This window comes from Nonomuraea phyllanthi (assembly GCF_006334985.2).
Lineage (GTDB): Bacteria > Actinomycetota > Actinomycetes > Streptosporangiales > Streptosporangiaceae > Nonomuraea > Nonomuraea phyllanthi.
Genome location: NZ_VDLX02000001.1, coordinates 1,033,771 through 1,050,222 on the forward strand (window position 1 = coordinate 1,033,771; position 16,452 = coordinate 1,050,222).

Sequence of the window (16,452 nt, forward strand, 5' to 3'; positions counted from 1 at the left end):
AACCGCGATTTCAGGGGGCCACGTGAGCATTCTCAGTGGATCATCGATACTGATCACCGGAGGCACGGGGTCCTTCGGCAGGGCGTTCATCCGCCACGCGCTCGACTCCCTGGGGGTGCGGCGCCTGGTGGTCTTCTCCCGCGACGAGCTCAAGCAGTACGAGACCAGGCAGCTGTTCGGCGACGACGAGCGGCTGCGCTGGTTCATCGGCGACGTGAGGGACCGCGACCGGCTGACCCGCGCCATGCACGGCGTCGACCACGTGGTCCACGCGGCCGCGCTCAAGCAGGTCGACACGGCCGAGTACAACCCGTTCGAGTACGTCCGCACCAACGTCGCCGGCTCCCAGAACGTCGTCGAGGCCGCCATCGACTGCGGCGTGCGCAAGGTCGTCGCGCTCTCCACCGACAAGGCCTCCAGCCCGATCAACCTGTACGGCGCCACGAAACTGGTCGCCGACAAGCTCTTCGTCTCGGCCAACCACTACGCCGCCGCCCACGAGACCCGCTTCTCCGTCGTCCGCTACGGCAACGTCGTCGGCAGCAGGGGCTCGGTGGTGCCGCTCTTCCAGCGCCTGGCCGAGCAGGCCGCCAGCCTGCCCATCACCGACAAGCGCATGACGAGGTTCTGGATCACGCTCGACCAGGCCGTCAGGTTCGTGGTCGACTCGTTCGACCTGATGAGGGGCGGCGAGCTGTACGTGCCCCGCATCCCCAGCATGCGCATCACCGACCTGGCCGAGGCGCTCGCGCCGAGCTGCCCGATCTACGAGATCGGCATCCGGCCGGGCGAGAAGCTCCACGAGGAGATGATCGGCCCCGACGACGGCCGCAGGACCCTGCGCCTGGACGACCGCTACGTCGTCCAGCCCACGATCGCGACCTGGGGCTACACGCCGCCGGCCGGCGAGCCGCTGCCCGAGGGCTTCACCTACCGCTCCGACACCAACGACCGGTGGCTCACGGTCGACGACCTGCGCGCCATGGTGGCCCGCTGATGCTCCCCTACGGGCGCCAGTCGATCAGCGAGTCCGACGTCGAGGCGGTCGCCGAGGTGCTGCGCGGCGACTGGCTGACCACCGGGCCCGCCGTCGGCCGGTTCGAGGAGGAGCTGGCCCGCTGGACGGGCGGCGTGCCGTGCGTGTCCGTCACGTCGGGGACGGCCGCGCTGCACGTCGCCTACGTGGCGGCCGGGGTCCGGACGGGCGACGAGGTGGTCACGTCGCCGCTGACGTTCGTGGCCACGGCCGCCACGGCCGCGCTGCTGGGCGCGCGGGTCGTCTTCGCCGACGTGCAGCCCGACACGGGCAACCTCGACCCCGAGGCGGTGGCCGCGCTGGTCACGCCGAGGACGCGGGCCGTCACGGCGGTCGACTACGCGGGCCATCCCGCCGACTACGACGAACTGCGCGCGCTCTGCGACCCGGCCGGGGCGGTGCTCGTGGCCGACGCGGCGCACTCGATCGGGAGCGCGTACAAGGACCGGCCGGTGGGCTCGCTGGCGGACCTGACCACGTTCTCCTTCTTCCCGACCAAGACCGTGACGACGGCCGAGGGCGGCGCGGTCGCGGCGGCCGACCCCGAGATGCTGCGGCGTGCCCTCCGCTTCAGGAACCACGGCCTGGTCAGGGACCCGGCCGAGCAGCGCGAGCCCGACACGGGCGGGTGGCATCAGGAGGTGCACGAGTTCGGGCTGAACTACCGGCTGCCCGATGTGCTGTGCGCGCTCGGGCTCGCCCAGCTCGGGCGGCTCGGGCGCTTCCGGGAGCGGCGCTCCGAGCTGGTCGCCCGCTACGACGCGCTGCTGCGCGACGTGCCGGGGCTCACGCTGCCGGTCCAGCGCGCGTACGTGCGGCCCAGCCGGCACCTCTACCCGGTCAGGATCCTCGCCGGCCGCCGGCGCGAGGTCTACGACCGCATGCGGGCCGCGGGCATCGGCGTGCAGGTCAACTACCTGCCGGCGTACCTCCATCCCGTGTTCGGGGACCTCGGCTACCGGCGCGGGCTCTGCCCCCGTGCCGAGGAGTTCTACGCCGAGGAGCTGTCGCTGCCGCTCTTCGCCGACCTGACCGACGCCCAGCAGGACCGGGTCGTGGACACCCTCGCGGGCATCCTCGGCTAGCGTTCGGCCAGCAGCAGGCAGCCGTCCTCGCCCCGGTCGACGAGGAAGCGCCTGGCCGCGACGGTCGCGACCGGGCGCTCCTTCGTGCGTACCAGCGGGCGGATGGCCCGGCCCTGGTCGAGCAGGACCTCCCACCACGACTCGCGGCCCACGCTCTCGTCGATGTCGGCCAGCGGCACCCGGGCCTCAAAGTCCCGGCCCGCCAGCGTCGCCGGGAAGTACATCTCCTCCCCGTCGCTCCTGCGCCGCAACCTGACCACCGGATCGCCGTCGCCCACGTCGGACAGCGCCCCCGAGAACACCAGGTCGCCGCCGTCCACCCGGCACTCCCCGATGATCGCCGGCGCCTTGCGCAGCCGCAGGCCCCACCTGCCCTTGGGGCTGCGCACCGGCACCAGCCACACGCCGTTCCTGCGCCGCGGCGCGGGAATCAGGGGCGGCGACCAGCGCGGCCCCGACACCCGGCCGTCGAGGCGCAGGCCGTGGCCCCTGAGCTGGACGTACAGGTCCCACCGGCCGCGCCGGGCCAGCTGCGCGGGCGTCAGCGCGGCCGGATCGAACGCGAACCTGAACGGGAACGCGTGCTCAGGCAGCGCGCCGCCGTCCTCCTGCACGACGCTCTCCCAGGTGGGGGCGCTCTCCTCGTCGGAGAGCGGCACGGTCTCGCCGGTCCTGCGCTCCTCCAGCCAGACTTTGACCCGCATCCGGCGCAGCTCCCGTACGTCGAACCTGCCCACCCCCACCCGGCCGGCGCCGTAGAGCATGCCGCCACGCCAGTCGAGGCTCACCAGCCTGGCGCGCGTGCGCAGCTCGCCGGAGACGTCGGACAGCTGCTGCGGCATCGACGGGTGCCTGCCGTACCAGCGCCTGCGCAGCAGCCCGGCCGAGCTCACCCGGGGCTGCAGCTGGCCGCAGCGCTCCTGGGTGAAGACGTACGCCAGCTCGGCCAGGCGGCGCTGGTGCAGCAGGTGGACCTGGAGGCGCAGCGCGTACGGGAGGCTCAGCCACGCCTCGTGCGAGACGCCGTCGAGGTAGCGGACGGCGAGGTCGAGCAGGGCCGGGTCGGCCGTCGGGCCCATGGCCGCCATGGCCTCCGCCGCGACGGACATGTCGATGTCCAGCGTGTCGCGGTCGAAGTCCGTCTTGAGCTCCGGCGCGCCGCGGACGAGCACGGCCGAGGTCTGCAGCACGGACAGCAGGCGGTCGCGCAGGTTGTCCGGCTCCAGGCAGCGCTGGGTGATCGAGGCGCCCGGCTCGTCGCGCTCGCGCCAGTGGTAGACGACCGCGGCCAGCACGTCCACCGAGCGCGCCCCCACGTGGGCCGCCATGGCGACGGGCTGGTCCTCGTACATGCGCTCGGGAAAGGTCAGGCCGAGGCGGTCCCAGAACGCGCGCCGGTAGACCTTGTTCCACAGCATGCGGTCGCGCACCAGCAGCGGGTGGCGGGTGATGTGGGTGCTCTTGACCGGGCGGGCGAACGCCTCGCGGTGCGCCCACGAGGGGATGAGCAGGTTCCGGTAGAGGCGCATGACGTTGCCGCAGGCCAGGTCCGAGCCGGTCGCCTCGAGCGAGGACACCAGGCGCTTGAACGCGTCGCGCGGCACGGTGTCGTCGCCGTCCACGAAGGCCAGGTAGCGGCCGGTCGCCCGGCGCACGCCCACGTTGCGGGCCCGGCCCACGCCGTGGTTGCCCTGCCTGAGCAGGGTGATCCGGCGGTCGCCTGCCCGCATGGACTCGACCACCGCCGGGCCGCCATCGGCGCTGCCGTCGTCGACGCAGATCACCTCCAGGTCGTCCATCGTCTGCGCGGCGATGGACTCCAGGCAGGGCCCGATGTACTTCTCGACGTTGTGGAACGGGACGATCACCGAAAGAACCGGCATGCGCTCTCCTCTTCCAGGGTGGTTATCCGTTTCCCCCGCGCGTTCATCCGGGCAGCGGACGGACGCGCGGTTCATCCAGACAGCAGGCGTACGCGCGGTTTCATCCGGACAGCAGGCGGATGACCCGGCGGGCGACCTTGCGGGGGCTGGCCAGGCGGCGGGAGAGGCGGTAGCCGAGCGTCCTGCGGTAGGCGGAGGCCCTGCGCTGGGTCCTGCGCAGCTTGGCCTTCGACCTGACCAGCTCGCGCTCGCGGTAGGAGAGCTTGGTCTCCAGGCGGGAGATCCTGGCCAGGGCCGCGGTGAGCTGGTCGGCCAGGCGGTCGCGGGCGCCGAGCAGGTCGCGGTACGTGGGGGCGTGCTCGTCGGCGGGGCAGCCCAGCTCGGCGTCCAGCTTGCGGGCGCGGTCGAGGTCGCCCTGGTCGCACGGCCGGCCGGCCATCCCGCACAGGGTCAGCGTCAGCTGGTCGGCCTCCAGCGGCCACGGCCACGGGTGATGGTGACCGGCCGCCAGCAGCCTGACCGCGAACCGCCACAGGATCCTGCACAGGACCACCTTCGGCCCCGGCGGCGTGGACGGGCCCGCCGTGGGGCTGATGGCCGCGAACCGCTCCCCGTCGTAGACCAGGCTGTCGGTCGCCGCCGACACGTCGCCGCCGGACTCCAGCCAGCCGGCCAGCTCTTCCAGCAGCTCGCGTACGGTCTTGACGTCCTCGCGGGCGCACGCCTCGACGAGGATCTCCTCCACGACCCGGCCCGCCGGGATCGGGCGCTCCTCGCCGTCGGGGAACCGCTTGGAGCCGTCGGGGGTGAGCTCGTACAGCAGGGCGCCCTCCTCGACCAGCCCGTACGGCAGCTCGTCACCCCGCAGCCCGTCTTGCCTCTCTCGCCCCTCAGGCGCGGGGCGGGTGGCCACGGCCAGCCAGAGCGGGGCCAGCTCCTCCCCCAGACGGTGCCGGAACACCAGGCGCGTCAGCTGGAGCGGGTCGGCCACCAGCATGCGGTCGCCGCCGCGCGCGCTCAGCGGGAACGTGAGCGCGTCGGGCAGCTCGGCCGCCAGCGCCTCCCTGGACAGCAGCGCCCGGGGCGCCTGCCTGCCCGGATAGGCCGCGTAGCAGCGCCGCACGCTCAGGCCCGCCGCCTCCAGACCCCGGTCGAGCGCCGCCGGCCCGCTGGGGTAGCTCGGGTCGAAGCCGTGCGGCGCCCACTGGTCGTCGCCGCCCTCCCGGTCCGCGGGCCTGGCCTCCAGGAAGCGGTCGACGCCCAGGTCGTTGCGTACGCCGAGGACCAGCCGCCCGCCGGGCGCGAGCAGCCCCGCCAGCGCCCCCAGCGACTCGCGCCAGGCCGCCGCGGGCGCCTCGGCCGAGTGGGTGCGCAGCAGCCCGTCGAGCGCCAGCACCAGGTCGTACGGCTCCTCGGCCTCGAAGACCTCCAGCCGCCCGCAGAAGACCGCCAGCCCCGGGTGCCGCTCGCCCAGGGCGCAGGCGTCGGGATAGGAGCGCAGGAGCACGGCGGCGGACGGCGCGCGCTCGACGACCTCGTCCACCAGCATCTGCGGATGCGGGCCGACCAGCAGCACCCGGCCGCTCGCCGGGATGAGCCGCGCGATCAGCTCGAACGCCGCGCCGCGCCAGTCCGTGACGCCACCCATGGTGGACATGTCGGACCACAGCAGCATCTCCCCGCCGATCAACCGGACGTTCTCGGGCGCCTCGTTCACCCGCACCACATCCGTTCCCAGACGTTCTCGAACGCCCCGTTCATACAGATCGCACCCGCTTCATCGAAGTCGCCCCCGCCTCATACAGATCGCGTGAAAGCCATCGCGCCCGCCTCACACGGATCGCACCGACTCGTCACCGCACCCGTTTCCATCCGAACATCCGCACCAGCTCCTCCGGTGTCGCCTGATAGTCGAACCCCAGCTCGCGCCGGGCCACCTCCGCCGCCAGCCCGCTGTCGACGTGGGTGCCGTGCAGCTCGGGCCAGAGCCGCATGCGGCGCGCCGTCCCGCCGTACTCGGGGCGCTCGTCCTCGAACTGCATCGGATCGCCGTACACGGCCACCTCGCAGCCCACGGAGGCGCCGTAGAACAGCGCGCTGCCGAGCCGGTTGGAGGCCACCCTGCGGTGGCGCCGCAACTGGACCAGCTGCTTGCGCAGGAAGTCGCGCCCTTTCCCCTCCCAGCGGGAGCCGCGCTCGCCATGGCAGATGACCCGGAACCCCCTCGATTCGTACGCCCGCCGGATGTCCGGGTTCGCGAATTCCAGCCAGTAAAGGCAGACCGTGACCGGACCGGTCTCGACATTTCGGATTTCGTCGGCCAGCCGGGCGTGGTCGCCGGTGACGGAGTGCTTTTCCCAGCCATGAAAGGGATACCAGATCGTACCCTTGCGCTCGGGTACCACGCCCAGTTCCGGCTCAAGGTGAAGAAGGTAAATCCACGGGGCGCCGATGAGGTAGTGTCCCCGGCGGCCCATGGACCAGCCGCGGCGGCGCAGCACGTCCGACCAGACGAAACGGGGGTAGCCGGGGCTGCACCAGTGGTCGTTGGGTGGAAATCCGTGGAGATAGTTCCATCCGTGCTGAAGGAAACCTTGGATGCGTTTCGGCGATTCCTCCGACAGGCCGCAGTATTTGCTGAGTATGCGGGAGTGCCCGTACCAGTGATTGGATTCGTCCATCATTCCCCCCGTACGGTGGACCGTGTCCGTCCGACATTCCCAGCCGCCAAGGGGCGCCACTCGCCGTTATACGCTTCCATTACCCGGGACGGGGCCTTGGTTTCTCCTCGCTCGACAATTACGGCTACACTACGTCGTGGCTTGACGACAAAGGGTGAGTGATCATGAATCATGTCGACCGCCTGCGGGCCGTCTTCCGCAGCGCGCTCAATCTCCCGGCCGGCGCCGACGTCGACGGGCTCGAATACCGCGCGATCCCCCAGTGGGACTCCCTGGCCCACATGGCCTTGATCGCCGCGATGGAGGACGAGTTCTCCGTCATGATCGACACCGACGAGATGATCGACATGAGCTCGTTCGCCAAGGCGGCCGGGCTGCTGGAGAAGCATGGCATCGGCGCCGCCGCCATCTGAGCCCAGAGTCGTCCTCGTCACCGGGTCCACGGCGGGCATCGGCCGGGCCGTCGCCGCCACACTGGCCGCGACCGGCCACGACGTCGTGCTCCACGGCCGCGACGAGGAGCGGGCGGCCAAGGCCGCCGCCGAGGTGGCCGAGCAGACCGGCGGGCTCACCGACTCGGTGGCCTGCGACGTGGGCGACGCCGCGGCTGTCTCAGCCGTGATGCGGCGGATCTACCAGCGGCACGGCCGCCTCGACGCGCTCGTGATCAACGCCGGCATCCACGCCGCCGCCCCGCTCGGCCTGACCCACCACGACACGATCGACCGGCTCTTCCAGGTCAACGCGGCGGGCGCCGCCTACACCCTGCAGTCCTCGCTCAGGCTGCTGCGCCGGGGCACCTGCCCGGCCGTGGTGCTGGTCTCCTCGATGATGGGCCGCCTGGGCGGCGCGGGCCAGGCGGTCTACTCCGCCACCAAGGCGTCCATGATCGGCCTCACCCTGGCGGCGGCCAAGGAGCTGGGGCCCACCGGGATCCGGGTCAACGCCGTGGCCCCCGGCTACATCGAGACCGGCATGCTGGCCTCGCTCGGCGAGGACGCCCGCGCGGCCACCGTCGCCGCGACCCCGCTGGGCCGGCTCGGCACGCCCGCCGACGTCGCCCTCGCCGTGGCGTTCCTGCTCTCCTCCAGCGCCTCCTTCATCACCGGCCAGGTCCTCGGAGTGGACGGCGGGCTGGTGTCGTGATGTTCCCGCACCCGCAGGCCCGCCTCGTCGTCGCGGGCGAGCCGCCCGGTCTCCGCGGCGACGAGCTGGCCCATCACGTCGCCCGCACCGCCGAGGCGCTGGCCCGGCTGCGGCCCGGCCCGCTGTTCTGCGGCATGCGCAACAACCTCACGTCGGTCCTGCGCTATCTCGCCGCGTGGCGGTCCGGGCGGCCGGTCGCGCTGCTCGACCCCGACCTGACGCCGGGGGCGCTGGCCGAGCTGGTGGGCCGGTTCCGGCCGGCGGCGCTGCTCGGGTTCACCCACGCCGCCGACGGCTCGCCCCCGGCGCGCCGCGACGCGCCGCCGCCGCATCCCGACCTGGCCGTGCTCCTCGCCACCTCCGGCTCGACCGGCAACCCCAAGCTCGTCCGCCTGTCGCGCCAGGCCGTGCTGGCCAACGCCTCCGCCATCGCCACGGCGCTGTCCATCACCCCTGGCGAGCTCGCGCCTACCAGCCTGCCGCTCCACTACAGCTACGGGCTGTCGGTGCTCAACAGCCATCTCGTGGCGGGGGCCGGCGTGATGCTGACCGAGGCGGGGCTGCTGGAGCGGTCGTTCTGGACCCACCTCGACGCGCACGGGTGCACGTCACTGGCCGCGGTCCCCTACCAGTACGAGATGCTGCGGCGGCTGCGCTACGACCGCTCCGAGCACCCGACGCTCGCCACCCTCACCCAGGCCGGGGGGCGGCTCGGGCCCGAGCTGGTCACGGAGTTCGCCGCGCAGGCCGACCGGTTCTTCGTGATGTACGGGCAGACGGAGGCGACGGCCCGCATCGCCGTCCTGCCGCCCGACCGGCTGGCCGACAAGCCGGGCTGTGCCGGGCTGGCCGTCCCCGGCGGGCGGCTGGAGATCGACGACGGCGAGATCGTCTACCACGGGCCCAACGTCATGATGGGCTACGCCGAGACGGCCGCCGACCTGGCCAGGGGCGACGACCTGGGTGGCGTGCTGCGCACCGGCGACCTGGGCCGGCTCGACTCCGAGGGGTTCCTCCACATCACGGGGCGGCTCAAGCGGATCGCCAAGATCTTCGGCGTCCGGGTCAACCTCGACGACGTGGAGCGCCTGCTGCGCGGCTCCGTCCCGGTGGCGGCCACCAGCGGCGACGACCGGGTGACGGTGTGGGCCGAGGGTCTCGACGCTGCCGGCTGCGCGGGCCTGGCCCGCCGGCTGGGGGCCGAGCTGCGGGTCCACTGGAGCGGGTTCGACGTGCGCGGCATCGACAGCCTGCCCCTGCTGGCCACCGGCAAGGTCGACTACCGCGCCCTGGAGTCGCGCGCGTGAGTGTGTTCAGGATGGGGGAGGCCGAGCGGGAGGTGGCGCTGGTGCGGGAGCTGGCGGCGCTGACCGAGCGGCATCGGCAGGCGTGTCCCCCGTACCGCAGGATCCTTGACGCCATCGGCGCCGAGCCCCCCTACGCGCGGCTCGCCGATCTGCCGTGGCTGCCCGTGCGGCTGTTCAAGACGCACGAGTTGCGCAGCGTACGCGAGGACCAGGTGTTCAGGGTGCTGACCTCCAGCGGCACCACCGGGCAGCGGCCCAGCCGGGTCTACCTCGATCGGGAGGCGGCGGCGGCGCAGCCCCGGATGCTGGCCGCCACGCTCCGGGAGGTGCTCGGCGAGCGGCGGCTGCCGATGCTGGTGGTGGACACCCGCTCCGTCGTGCGCGACCCCACGCTGAGCGCGAGGGGCGCGGGCGTGCTCGGGATGATGAACTTCGGCAGGGACCACACGTTCGTGCTCGACGAGCAGGGGCGGGTGGACGCGGAGGCGGTCAAGGGGTTCCTGGCACGCCACGGCGGCGGGCGGTTCCTGGTCTTCGGGTTCACGTTCATGGTCTGGCAGCACCTGCTCGGCCTGGGCGCCGACCTGTCGCAGGGGGTGCTCGTCCACTCCGGCGGCTGGAAGCGGCTGGCCGAGCAGGCGGTCGGCAACGCCGAGTTCCGCGGGCGGCTGGCGGCCGAGTGCGGGCTGACCCGGGTGCACAACTTCTACGGGATGGTGGAGCAGATCGGCACGATCTTCCTGGAGGGCCCCGACGGCGACGGCCTTTACTGCCCCGATTTCGCCGATGTCGTGATCCGGGATCCGGAGACCTGGCAGGAGGCGCCGACCGGCGAGCCGGGGCTGATCGAGGTGGTGAGCACGCTGCCCACCTCCTACCCCGGCCACGTGCTGCTGACCGAGGACCTCGGCGTGGTGCGCGGCGTCGACGACGGGTGCTGGCCGGGCAAGCGGTTCGAGGTGCTGGGCAGGCTGCCCAGGGCCGAGGCGCGCGGCTGCAGCGACACCATGGGGCGGGCCTGATGCTGGACGACCCGAAGCTCGACGTCCGCTTCCCCGCCACGGGCCACGTCCCCGTCGACGGGCTGCTCGGCGAGCTGGGCGGCGGGCTCGACGTGGGCGACGAGCGGGTGCGCGAGTTCCTCGCCGCCTTCGGCCGGCGGCTGCTGCGGCCGGCGCTGGCGCGCCGCCACCCGGAGCTGGGCTCGCTCGGCTTCTTCCTGCGCCCCAGCGAGCTGGCCCGCACGGTCGAGGGTCTCGGCACCGAGCACGTACGCGTGCCGCGCGGTCTGGTCTTCCACATCCCACCCGCGAACGTCGACACCGTCTTCGTCTACTCCTGGGCCCTGTCGGCGTTGATGGGCAACCGCAACGTCGTGCGCCTGTCGCCGCGCTCCGGCGCGGTCGCCGAGGTCATCCTGGAGACCCTGCACGAGGCGCTGACCGGCGCCGATCCCGTCATCGCGGCCACCCAGCGCATCGTCTCCTACGGGCGCAGCGACGGCATCACGGCCGCGCTCTCCGCCGCCTGTGACCTGCGCGTGGTGTGGGGCGGCGACGTCACCGTGGGCGAGCTGCGGCGCCACCCGCTCGCCCCGCACGCCCGCGACCTGGTCTTCCCCGACCGCTCCTCGTTCGCCGTGGTCCGCGCGGCGGCCTGGCTGTGCGCGCCGAGGGCCGCGCGGGTCACCGTGGCCGAGGGGTTCGTGACCGACACCTACTGGTTCGACCAGGCCGCCTGCTCCTCGCCCAGGACCGTGTTCTGGGTGGGCGCGGAGGGCGACTGCGACGCGGCGAGGGCCGACTTCTGCGAGCACGTGGCGCGGGTGGTCGCCGTGCGCGGGTGGGGGGTCGACGCGGCGATGGCCGTGGAGAAGCGGGTCTCCACCTACGGCCTGGCCGCCGACGGGCTGGCGGAGAGCGTCGAGTTCCGGGGCAACGCGCTGGCCAACGTGACGCTGGCGGCGGCCGCCGCGGCGCCGCGGCGGTGGCTGGGGGCCGGGACGTTCGCGCACGCCAGGCTCGGCTCGCTGGCGGAGCTGGTCCCCCTGGTGGAGCGGCGCGACCAGACGATGACGCACTTCGGGTTCGGCGGCGACGAGCTGAGGGAGCTGGCGAGAGGGCTGGCCGGGCGCGGGGTCGATCGCATGGTGCCGGTCGGGAGCGCGCTGAGCTTCCACCGCGTGTGGGACGGGTTCGACCTTCCCGCCGAGTTCACGCGGCTGGTGACCGTCATCAGATGACGCTCGCGCCGCCCGCGAACGCGTTCGCCCGGCTGCCGGCGTCCCACCGGCGAGGTCGCGGCGGGCTGCCCGCGGTGATCGTGGGCGCCGGCGCGGTGGTGGTGTTCCTGTGGTGCGGGGTGTCCGCGCGTGATCTGGCGGCTTTCACGGCCTATATCGGGATCGAGGTGGCGCTGCCGGGCACGCTGCTGTGGCGGGCGCTGGCGGGCGGCGGCCGGTCGCGGGCCGAGGACGTCGCGGCGGGGCTGGCGTTCGGGTACGCGCTGGAGGTCCTTGCCTACCTCCCGGCCCGGGCGCTCGGCGCGCCGCTGCTCGTGCTGGTCATGCCCGCGGGGGTGCTCGGCGCGTTCGCCTTCGTGCCGGGGCTGCGCCGGCACTGGCGGGGCGGCCCGGCCGCTGTGCGATCGGCGGGCGGGCATGCGATCGGCGGCGCGGTTGCCGAGCGGATGCCCGCGTGGTGCGCGTGGGCGCTGGCGGCCGTCGTGGCGTACCTCATCGCGTGGAGCGCGCTCCACCTCTACCGGGTGCCGATCTCCCGCTCGTACGTGGACATGCCCTACCACCTGGCGCTGGTCGGCGAGGTACGGCATCACGTGCCGCCCACGCTGCCGTCCGTGCTGGGCGAGCCGCTGTCCTACCACTGGTTCGTCCACGCCGAGATGGCGGCGACGAGCTGGGTGACCGGGATCGAGCCGGTGACGCTGGTCTACCGGCTGTCCACGCTGCCGATGATGGCGGCCATGGTCGTGCTGGTCGCGGTGGTGGGGCGGCAGCTGGGCGGGCGGTGGGGTGCCGGGGTGGCGGCCGTGGGGGTCACGTACTTCCTGCTCAGCCCGGCGCTGCGGGAGGGCGCGGACTTCACGTCGCGGTCGATGTTCACCGCGTGGGCGAGCCCGACGCAGACGTTCGGGGCGCTGCTGTTCGCTCCGGTGGTGCTGCTGCTGACGCGCGGGCGGCTGGGGCGAGGGTGGCTCGGGCGCGGGTGGGTGGCGCTGGTCGTGCTGCTGGTGGCGTTGACCGGGGCGAAGGCCACGTTCCTGCCGCTGCTGCTCGCGGGGGCGGTGGTCGTGGTGGCCGTGCGGTGGGTGGTGGAGCGCCGGTTGCGGGCCGACTGGGTATGCGTGGCGGGGGTCGCGCTGGTGTGCCTGGTGATCGCGCAGGTCGTGGTGTTCGGGCGAGGGTCTCAGGGGACGGTGGTGGCGCCGTTCGCGGCGATGCGGGTGCTGTGGGGGGCGGTGGCGGGCGTCGGTGAGCCGGGACTGGCGGCCGTGCCGGTGGCGCCGCTCGCGGTGCTGACCTGCGTCCATCTGTTCTGCCTGGCCTGCGTGTGGGGCGGGGTGGCGGGGCTGGGGCGGCGGGTGCTGGAGCCGTCCATGTCGCTGCTGCTCGGGATGGGGGCGGCCGGGGTGGGAGCGGCGGTGCTGCTCGGGCATCCGGCGAGCTCGCAGCTGTACTTCCTGGAGAGCGTGCGGCCCTACCTGTCGGTCGCGGCCGTGTGCGGGGTGGCCGGGCGGCGCGTGCCGTGGAGGTCGCCGGTCGCCATGGCGGGGGCCGGCGCGGTGATCGCGCTGCTGGCCGCGCGGGTCGAGGTGCCCGGGGGCGTGCTGGTGCGGGTGGTCACGCCGTACGCGCTGCTCGGGGCCTCAGCCGTCGCGGCGCTGCTGCTGTGGCGGCGGGCCGGTAGGACCACGCGGGCCGCTCCCGTGAGGTGGCGGCGGGCCGGTAGGACCGCGCGGGCCGCTCCCGTGGGGTGGCGGCGGGCCGGTGGGACCACGCGGGCCGTTCCTGTGAGGTGGGGGCGGGCCGGTGGGGTCGTGCAGGCCGGTCCGGTGGTGTCGCGGCGGGGCCGGGCCGGGGTGGCGGTGGTGGCGATGGTGGCGGGGTTCGCGGTGCCGGCGTCCGTCCGGGAGGCGGCGCTGCGCGTCGCGCCCGAGCACGGGGGCCGCCTGGTGGAGATCCCGCCGGGGGCGGTACGCGCGGCGCGGTGGTTGCGCGGGCACTCCGCGCCCGGCGACGTGGTGGCCACCGACCTGCACTGCCGCCCCGTCCAGGTGCCCGGGTGCGACAGCAGGCACTACTGGGTGGCGGGGCTGACCGAGCGGCGCGTGCTGGTGGAGGGCTGGGCGTACGCCGAGAGCACGCTGTCGCGGGCGGAGCTGTTCGTGTCGCCGTACCTGCGGGTACCGTTCGCGGACCAGGCGCGGCTGGCGGCGAACGACGCGACCTTCCGGGCGCCCTCGGCGCGGAACGTGCAGCACCTCTCCCAGAAATACGGCGTCAAATGGCTCTTCACCGGGATAAATCCGGAGCTGGGGAAGTTCGCCCGGCTGCAGTTTCGGAACTCGCATTTCTCCGTCTACCGCATCGGGTAAAGACCTCCTCTGCTCACGGCACGGTGAGGAGAAACGGCCACGCGCCGCGCTGGACGCCCCCACGATCATGTCCCTGGACGTACGGCCACCGACACCAGCGACCAGGGATCAGGACCAGGGACATGGACACGCGCGCCATCATGGAGCCGAGCCCCGGCGTCGTCGCGGTCGCCACCGGGCTCGCCAGCGTCGACATCGTCATCCCCGTGCTCAACGAGCAGCGCGCCCTGCCCGGCTGCGTGCGCACGCTGGCCCGGTTCCTGGACGACGGTTTCCCGCTGCCGTGGCGCATCACGATCGTCGACAACGGCAGCACCGACGCCACCTGGCCGGTCGCCTGCGCGCTGGCCGCCGAGTACGAGCGGGTGCACGTACGCAGGCTCGATATCCGGGGCAGGGGCGCGGCGCTGCGGGCGGCCTGGCGGGAGAGCCCGGCCGACGTGGTGGTGTACATGGACGTCGACCTGTCCACCGGCCTCGGGGCCCTGTTCCCGCTGGTCGCGTCGGTGGCGAGCGGCCATGCGGAGCTCGCCATCGGCACCCGGCTGGCGCACGGCGCCCGCACCCGCCGGTCGCCGCGCCGCGAGCTGATCTCGCGCGCCTACAACGCCCTGCTCAGGCACGGCTTCGGCGCGCGTTTCAGCGACGCCCAGTGCGGCTTCAAGGCGGCCAGGACCGACGTGGTCAGGCCGCTGATGGCCAAGGTCGAGGACGACGGCTGGTTCTTCGACACCGAACTGCTCCTGCTGGCCGAGCACAACGGGCTGCGCGTGCACGAGGTGCCGGTCGACTGGATCGAGGACGAGGACTCCCGGGTCGAGATCGTCAGGACGGCGCTCGACGACCTGAAGGGGCTGGCCAGGGTCGCCTGGTCGGTGGCGAGGGGCCGGGCCCGCGTCGCGGTGGCGCGGCCCGAGCCCACGCCGACGCATCCGGACGCGGTCGTGTCCCGCCCCAGGAGGCCGGGAGCGGGGGCCGCCGTGCTCCCGATCGTGCTCTACCCGCTCGCCTACCTGCCGCTGCGGGAGATCTGGCCGCCCGCGCTGACCTGTCTCGGCGCGCTCGTGCTCGCCGGGGCCGTGCGGAGCCGGGCGGCCCGGACGCGGGCGCTACCGCTGTTCCTCGCGCAGTACGTCCTCACCGCCCTGGCCGTGCTCGCGCTGCCGGCCGCCGCCGGGCGGCCGGTGGAGGCAGGCGCCGCCACCGTCGCGTACTGCCTGCTCACCATCTGGGCCCACACGAGGAAATGACCCATGGAAACCACGGAGATCCGCCGCCTGATCGCGCTAGAGGACACCCACTGGTGGTACCGCGAGCGGCGGGCCATCCTGCGCAGGGAGCTGCGCGGGCTGGGCCGTACCGGAAGGGCGCTGGACATCGGCGCCGCGGGCGGCGGCAACACCAGGGTGCTGGTCGAGGAGGGCTGGGACGCGACGGCGACCGACACCTGCGCGACGGCGGTCGAGCTGGCCAGGCAGCGGGGGCTCCGGGCGGTGCGGGCGGACGCGCGGGCGCTGCCGTTCGAGCCGGGGAGCCTGGACCTGGTGACCGCGTTCGACGTGCTGGAGCACGTGCGCGAGGACCGCCTCGTGGCGGAGGAGATCGCCAGGGTGCTGGCGCCGGGCGGGTACGCGCTGATCGCGGTGCCGTGCGACATGGCGCTGTGGTCGGCCCATGACCACGCGGTCGGGCACGTACGGCGCTACGGCCGCGAGGCGCTGACCGTCGTGGTGGAGCGGGCCGGGCTGGAGGTGGACCGGGTCTGGAGCTGGAACGTGCTGCTCCGCCCCCTCGTGGTCCGGCACCGGCGGCGTTCCAGCGGCAGCGACCTGCGCAGGATGCCGGCGCTGGTGAACGCGGGCCTGTCGGCGGTCGTGCGCGCGGAGCGGTACCTGCCGGTCAAGTCGCTCAAGGGCGTGACGCTGTTCCTGCGTGCCCGGCTGGGGAAGTGAGCGTTTCCAGAACGAGACGTGACGGCACCCGCCGGCCGGGGCCCCGGTCCTAGGCTGGCAGCCGTGGTGATCCATGCCCTGCTGGCCGCGACGCTGGCCATGACCTCGCTGCACGCCCAGGCCCCGGCGGTCGACTGCGCCCGGGTGAAGTGCCTGGCGCTGACGTTCGACGACGGGCCTGGCCCGTACACCCCCACGATGCTCAAGATCTTGCGGAAGGCGGGGGCCAAGGCGACGTTCTTCCTGGTGGGCAAGCGGGTGGAGGAGCGGCCGGAGGTGGCCAGGCGGACGCTCGCGCAGGGCCACGCCATCGGCAACCACACCTGGTCCCACGCCTCGCTGCCGGCCCTGCTCGACGACGAGATTCTCGACGAGCTCAAGGTCACGCAGAGCGCGATCCGGAAGGCCACCGGGTTGCGGCCGGTGATGTTCCGTCCTCCCTACGGGCAGACGAACGACCGCGTGCTCGGGCTGGCCGACCAGGTGGACCTGGCGCAGGTGCTGTGGACGGGCACGACGCTCGACTGGAAGCTGCGCGACGAGAAGAAGATCAGGGCCGCGGTGCTCAGGCTGGCCAAGCGCGACGGCGTGATCCTCATGCACGACGTGGTCCCGGCGACCGTCAACGCCATGCCGGGGATCCTGAAGGAGCTCAAGAAGCGCGGCTACCACCTCGTCACGGTGCCCACGCTGCTGCGCGGCAAGGGCCCCAAGTCCGGGGTCACCTACCCCTGACGCCCAGGCCGCC

General features: G+C 73.4%; 14 protein-coding genes. 11 read left to right on the forward strand and 3 right to left on the reverse strand.

Annotated elements, in window-relative coordinates; genetic code table 11:
• Positions 1–22: 22 nt before the first annotated feature.
• Both pseB and FH608_RS04845 read left to right on the forward strand, forming a co-directional pair.
• Complete coding sequence (gene pseB, locus FH608_RS04840) at positions 23–997, forward strand: UDP-N-acetylglucosamine 4,6-dehydratase (inverting) (protein WP_139628640.1); 975 nt, start codon at positions 23–25, stop codon at positions 995–997.
• A complete protein-coding gene (locus FH608_RS04845; protein WP_139628642.1) occupies positions 997–2,121 on the forward strand; it encodes a DegT/DnrJ/EryC1/StrS family aminotransferase in 1,125 nt (374 codons plus the stop codon). Before pseB ends, FH608_RS04845 begins: the two co-directional genes overlap by 1 nt.
• Here the strand turns inward: FH608_RS04845 and FH608_RS04850 are convergent.
• The 3 genes from FH608_RS04850 to FH608_RS04860 all read right to left on the reverse strand — a co-directional run bounded on the left by FH608_RS04850 (position 2,118) and on the right by FH608_RS04860 (position 6,685).
• On the reverse strand, positions 2,118–4,004 hold the full coding sequence (locus FH608_RS04850) for a glycosyltransferase family 2 protein (RefSeq protein WP_193318226.1): 1,887 nt from the start codon (positions 4,002–4,004) through the stop codon (positions 2,118–2,120). The two genes, FH608_RS04845 and FH608_RS04850, sit on opposite strands and share 4 nt — an antisense overlap.
• 100 nt (positions 4,005–4,104) lie before the next feature.
• Positions 4,105–5,721, reverse strand: coding sequence for a methyltransferase domain-containing protein (locus tag FH608_RS04855; RefSeq protein ID WP_139628646.1), 1,617 nt, complete (start codon positions 5,719–5,721; stop codon positions 4,105–4,107).
• Positions 5,722–5,857: 136 nt separating this feature from the next.
• Positions 5,858–6,685, reverse strand: coding sequence for a hypothetical protein (locus tag FH608_RS04860; RefSeq protein ID WP_139628648.1), 828 nt, complete (start codon positions 6,683–6,685; stop codon positions 5,858–5,860).
• 164 nt (positions 6,686–6,849) lie between these two features.
• Between FH608_RS04860 and FH608_RS04865 the strand changes: the two genes are divergently transcribed.
• The 9 genes from FH608_RS04865 (at position 6,850) to FH608_RS04905 (ending at position 16,439) form a co-directional block, all read left to right on the forward strand.
• Positions 6,850–7,098 (forward strand): acyl carrier protein, encoded by a 249-nt coding sequence (locus tag FH608_RS04865; RefSeq protein ID WP_139628650.1) that lies wholly within the window; start codon positions 6,850–6,852, stop codon positions 7,096–7,098.
• On the forward strand, positions 7,073–7,831 hold the full coding sequence (locus FH608_RS04870) for an SDR family NAD(P)-dependent oxidoreductase (protein ID WP_139628652.1): 759 nt from the start codon (positions 7,073–7,075) through the stop codon (positions 7,829–7,831). The genes FH608_RS04865 and FH608_RS04870 overlap by 26 nt, the downstream gene beginning before the upstream one ends.
• On the forward strand, positions 7,831–9,138 hold the full coding sequence (locus tag FH608_RS04875; protein WP_139628654.1) for an AMP-binding protein: 1,308 nt from the start codon (positions 7,831–7,833) through the stop codon (positions 9,136–9,138). The genes FH608_RS04870 and FH608_RS04875 overlap by 1 nt, the downstream gene beginning before the upstream one ends.
• Entirely contained in the window at positions 9,135–10,160 is a 1,026-nt protein-coding gene (locus FH608_RS04880) for a LuxE/PaaK family acyltransferase (protein ID WP_226898971.1), read from the forward strand. The genes FH608_RS04875 and FH608_RS04880 overlap by 4 nt, the downstream gene beginning before the upstream one ends.
• The gene (locus tag FH608_RS04885; RefSeq protein WP_139628656.1) at positions 10,160–11,380 is read left to right on the forward strand and encodes an acyl-CoA reductase; all 1,221 of its coding nucleotides are present in this window, start codon (positions 10,160–10,162) and stop codon (positions 11,378–11,380) included. The genes FH608_RS04880 and FH608_RS04885 overlap by 1 nt, the downstream gene beginning before the upstream one ends.
• Positions 11,377–13,752, forward strand: coding sequence for a hypothetical protein (locus FH608_RS04890; RefSeq protein WP_139628658.1), 2,376 nt, complete (start codon positions 11,377–11,379; stop codon positions 13,750–13,752). The genes FH608_RS04885 and FH608_RS04890 overlap by 4 nt, the downstream gene beginning before the upstream one ends.
• 122 nt (positions 13,753–13,874) lie before the next feature.
• A complete protein-coding gene (locus tag FH608_RS04895) occupies positions 13,875–15,002 on the forward strand; it encodes a glycosyltransferase (RefSeq protein WP_139628659.1) in 1,128 nt (375 codons plus the stop codon).
• Positions 15,003–15,005: 3 nt separating this feature from the next.
• Positions 15,006–15,704 carry a class I SAM-dependent methyltransferase gene (locus FH608_RS04900; protein ID WP_139628661.1) on the forward strand — a complete coding sequence of 233 codons (699 nt, stop codon included), beginning with the start codon at positions 15,006–15,008 and terminating at the stop codon, positions 15,702–15,704.
• A 63-nt stretch (positions 15,705–15,767) separates the two neighbouring features.
• Positions 15,768–16,439 carry a polysaccharide deacetylase family protein gene (locus FH608_RS04905; protein WP_139628663.1) on the forward strand — a complete coding sequence of 224 codons (672 nt, stop codon included), beginning with the start codon at positions 15,768–15,770 and terminating at the stop codon, positions 16,437–16,439.
• The last annotated feature ends 13 nt before the right edge of the window (positions 16,440–16,452 follow it).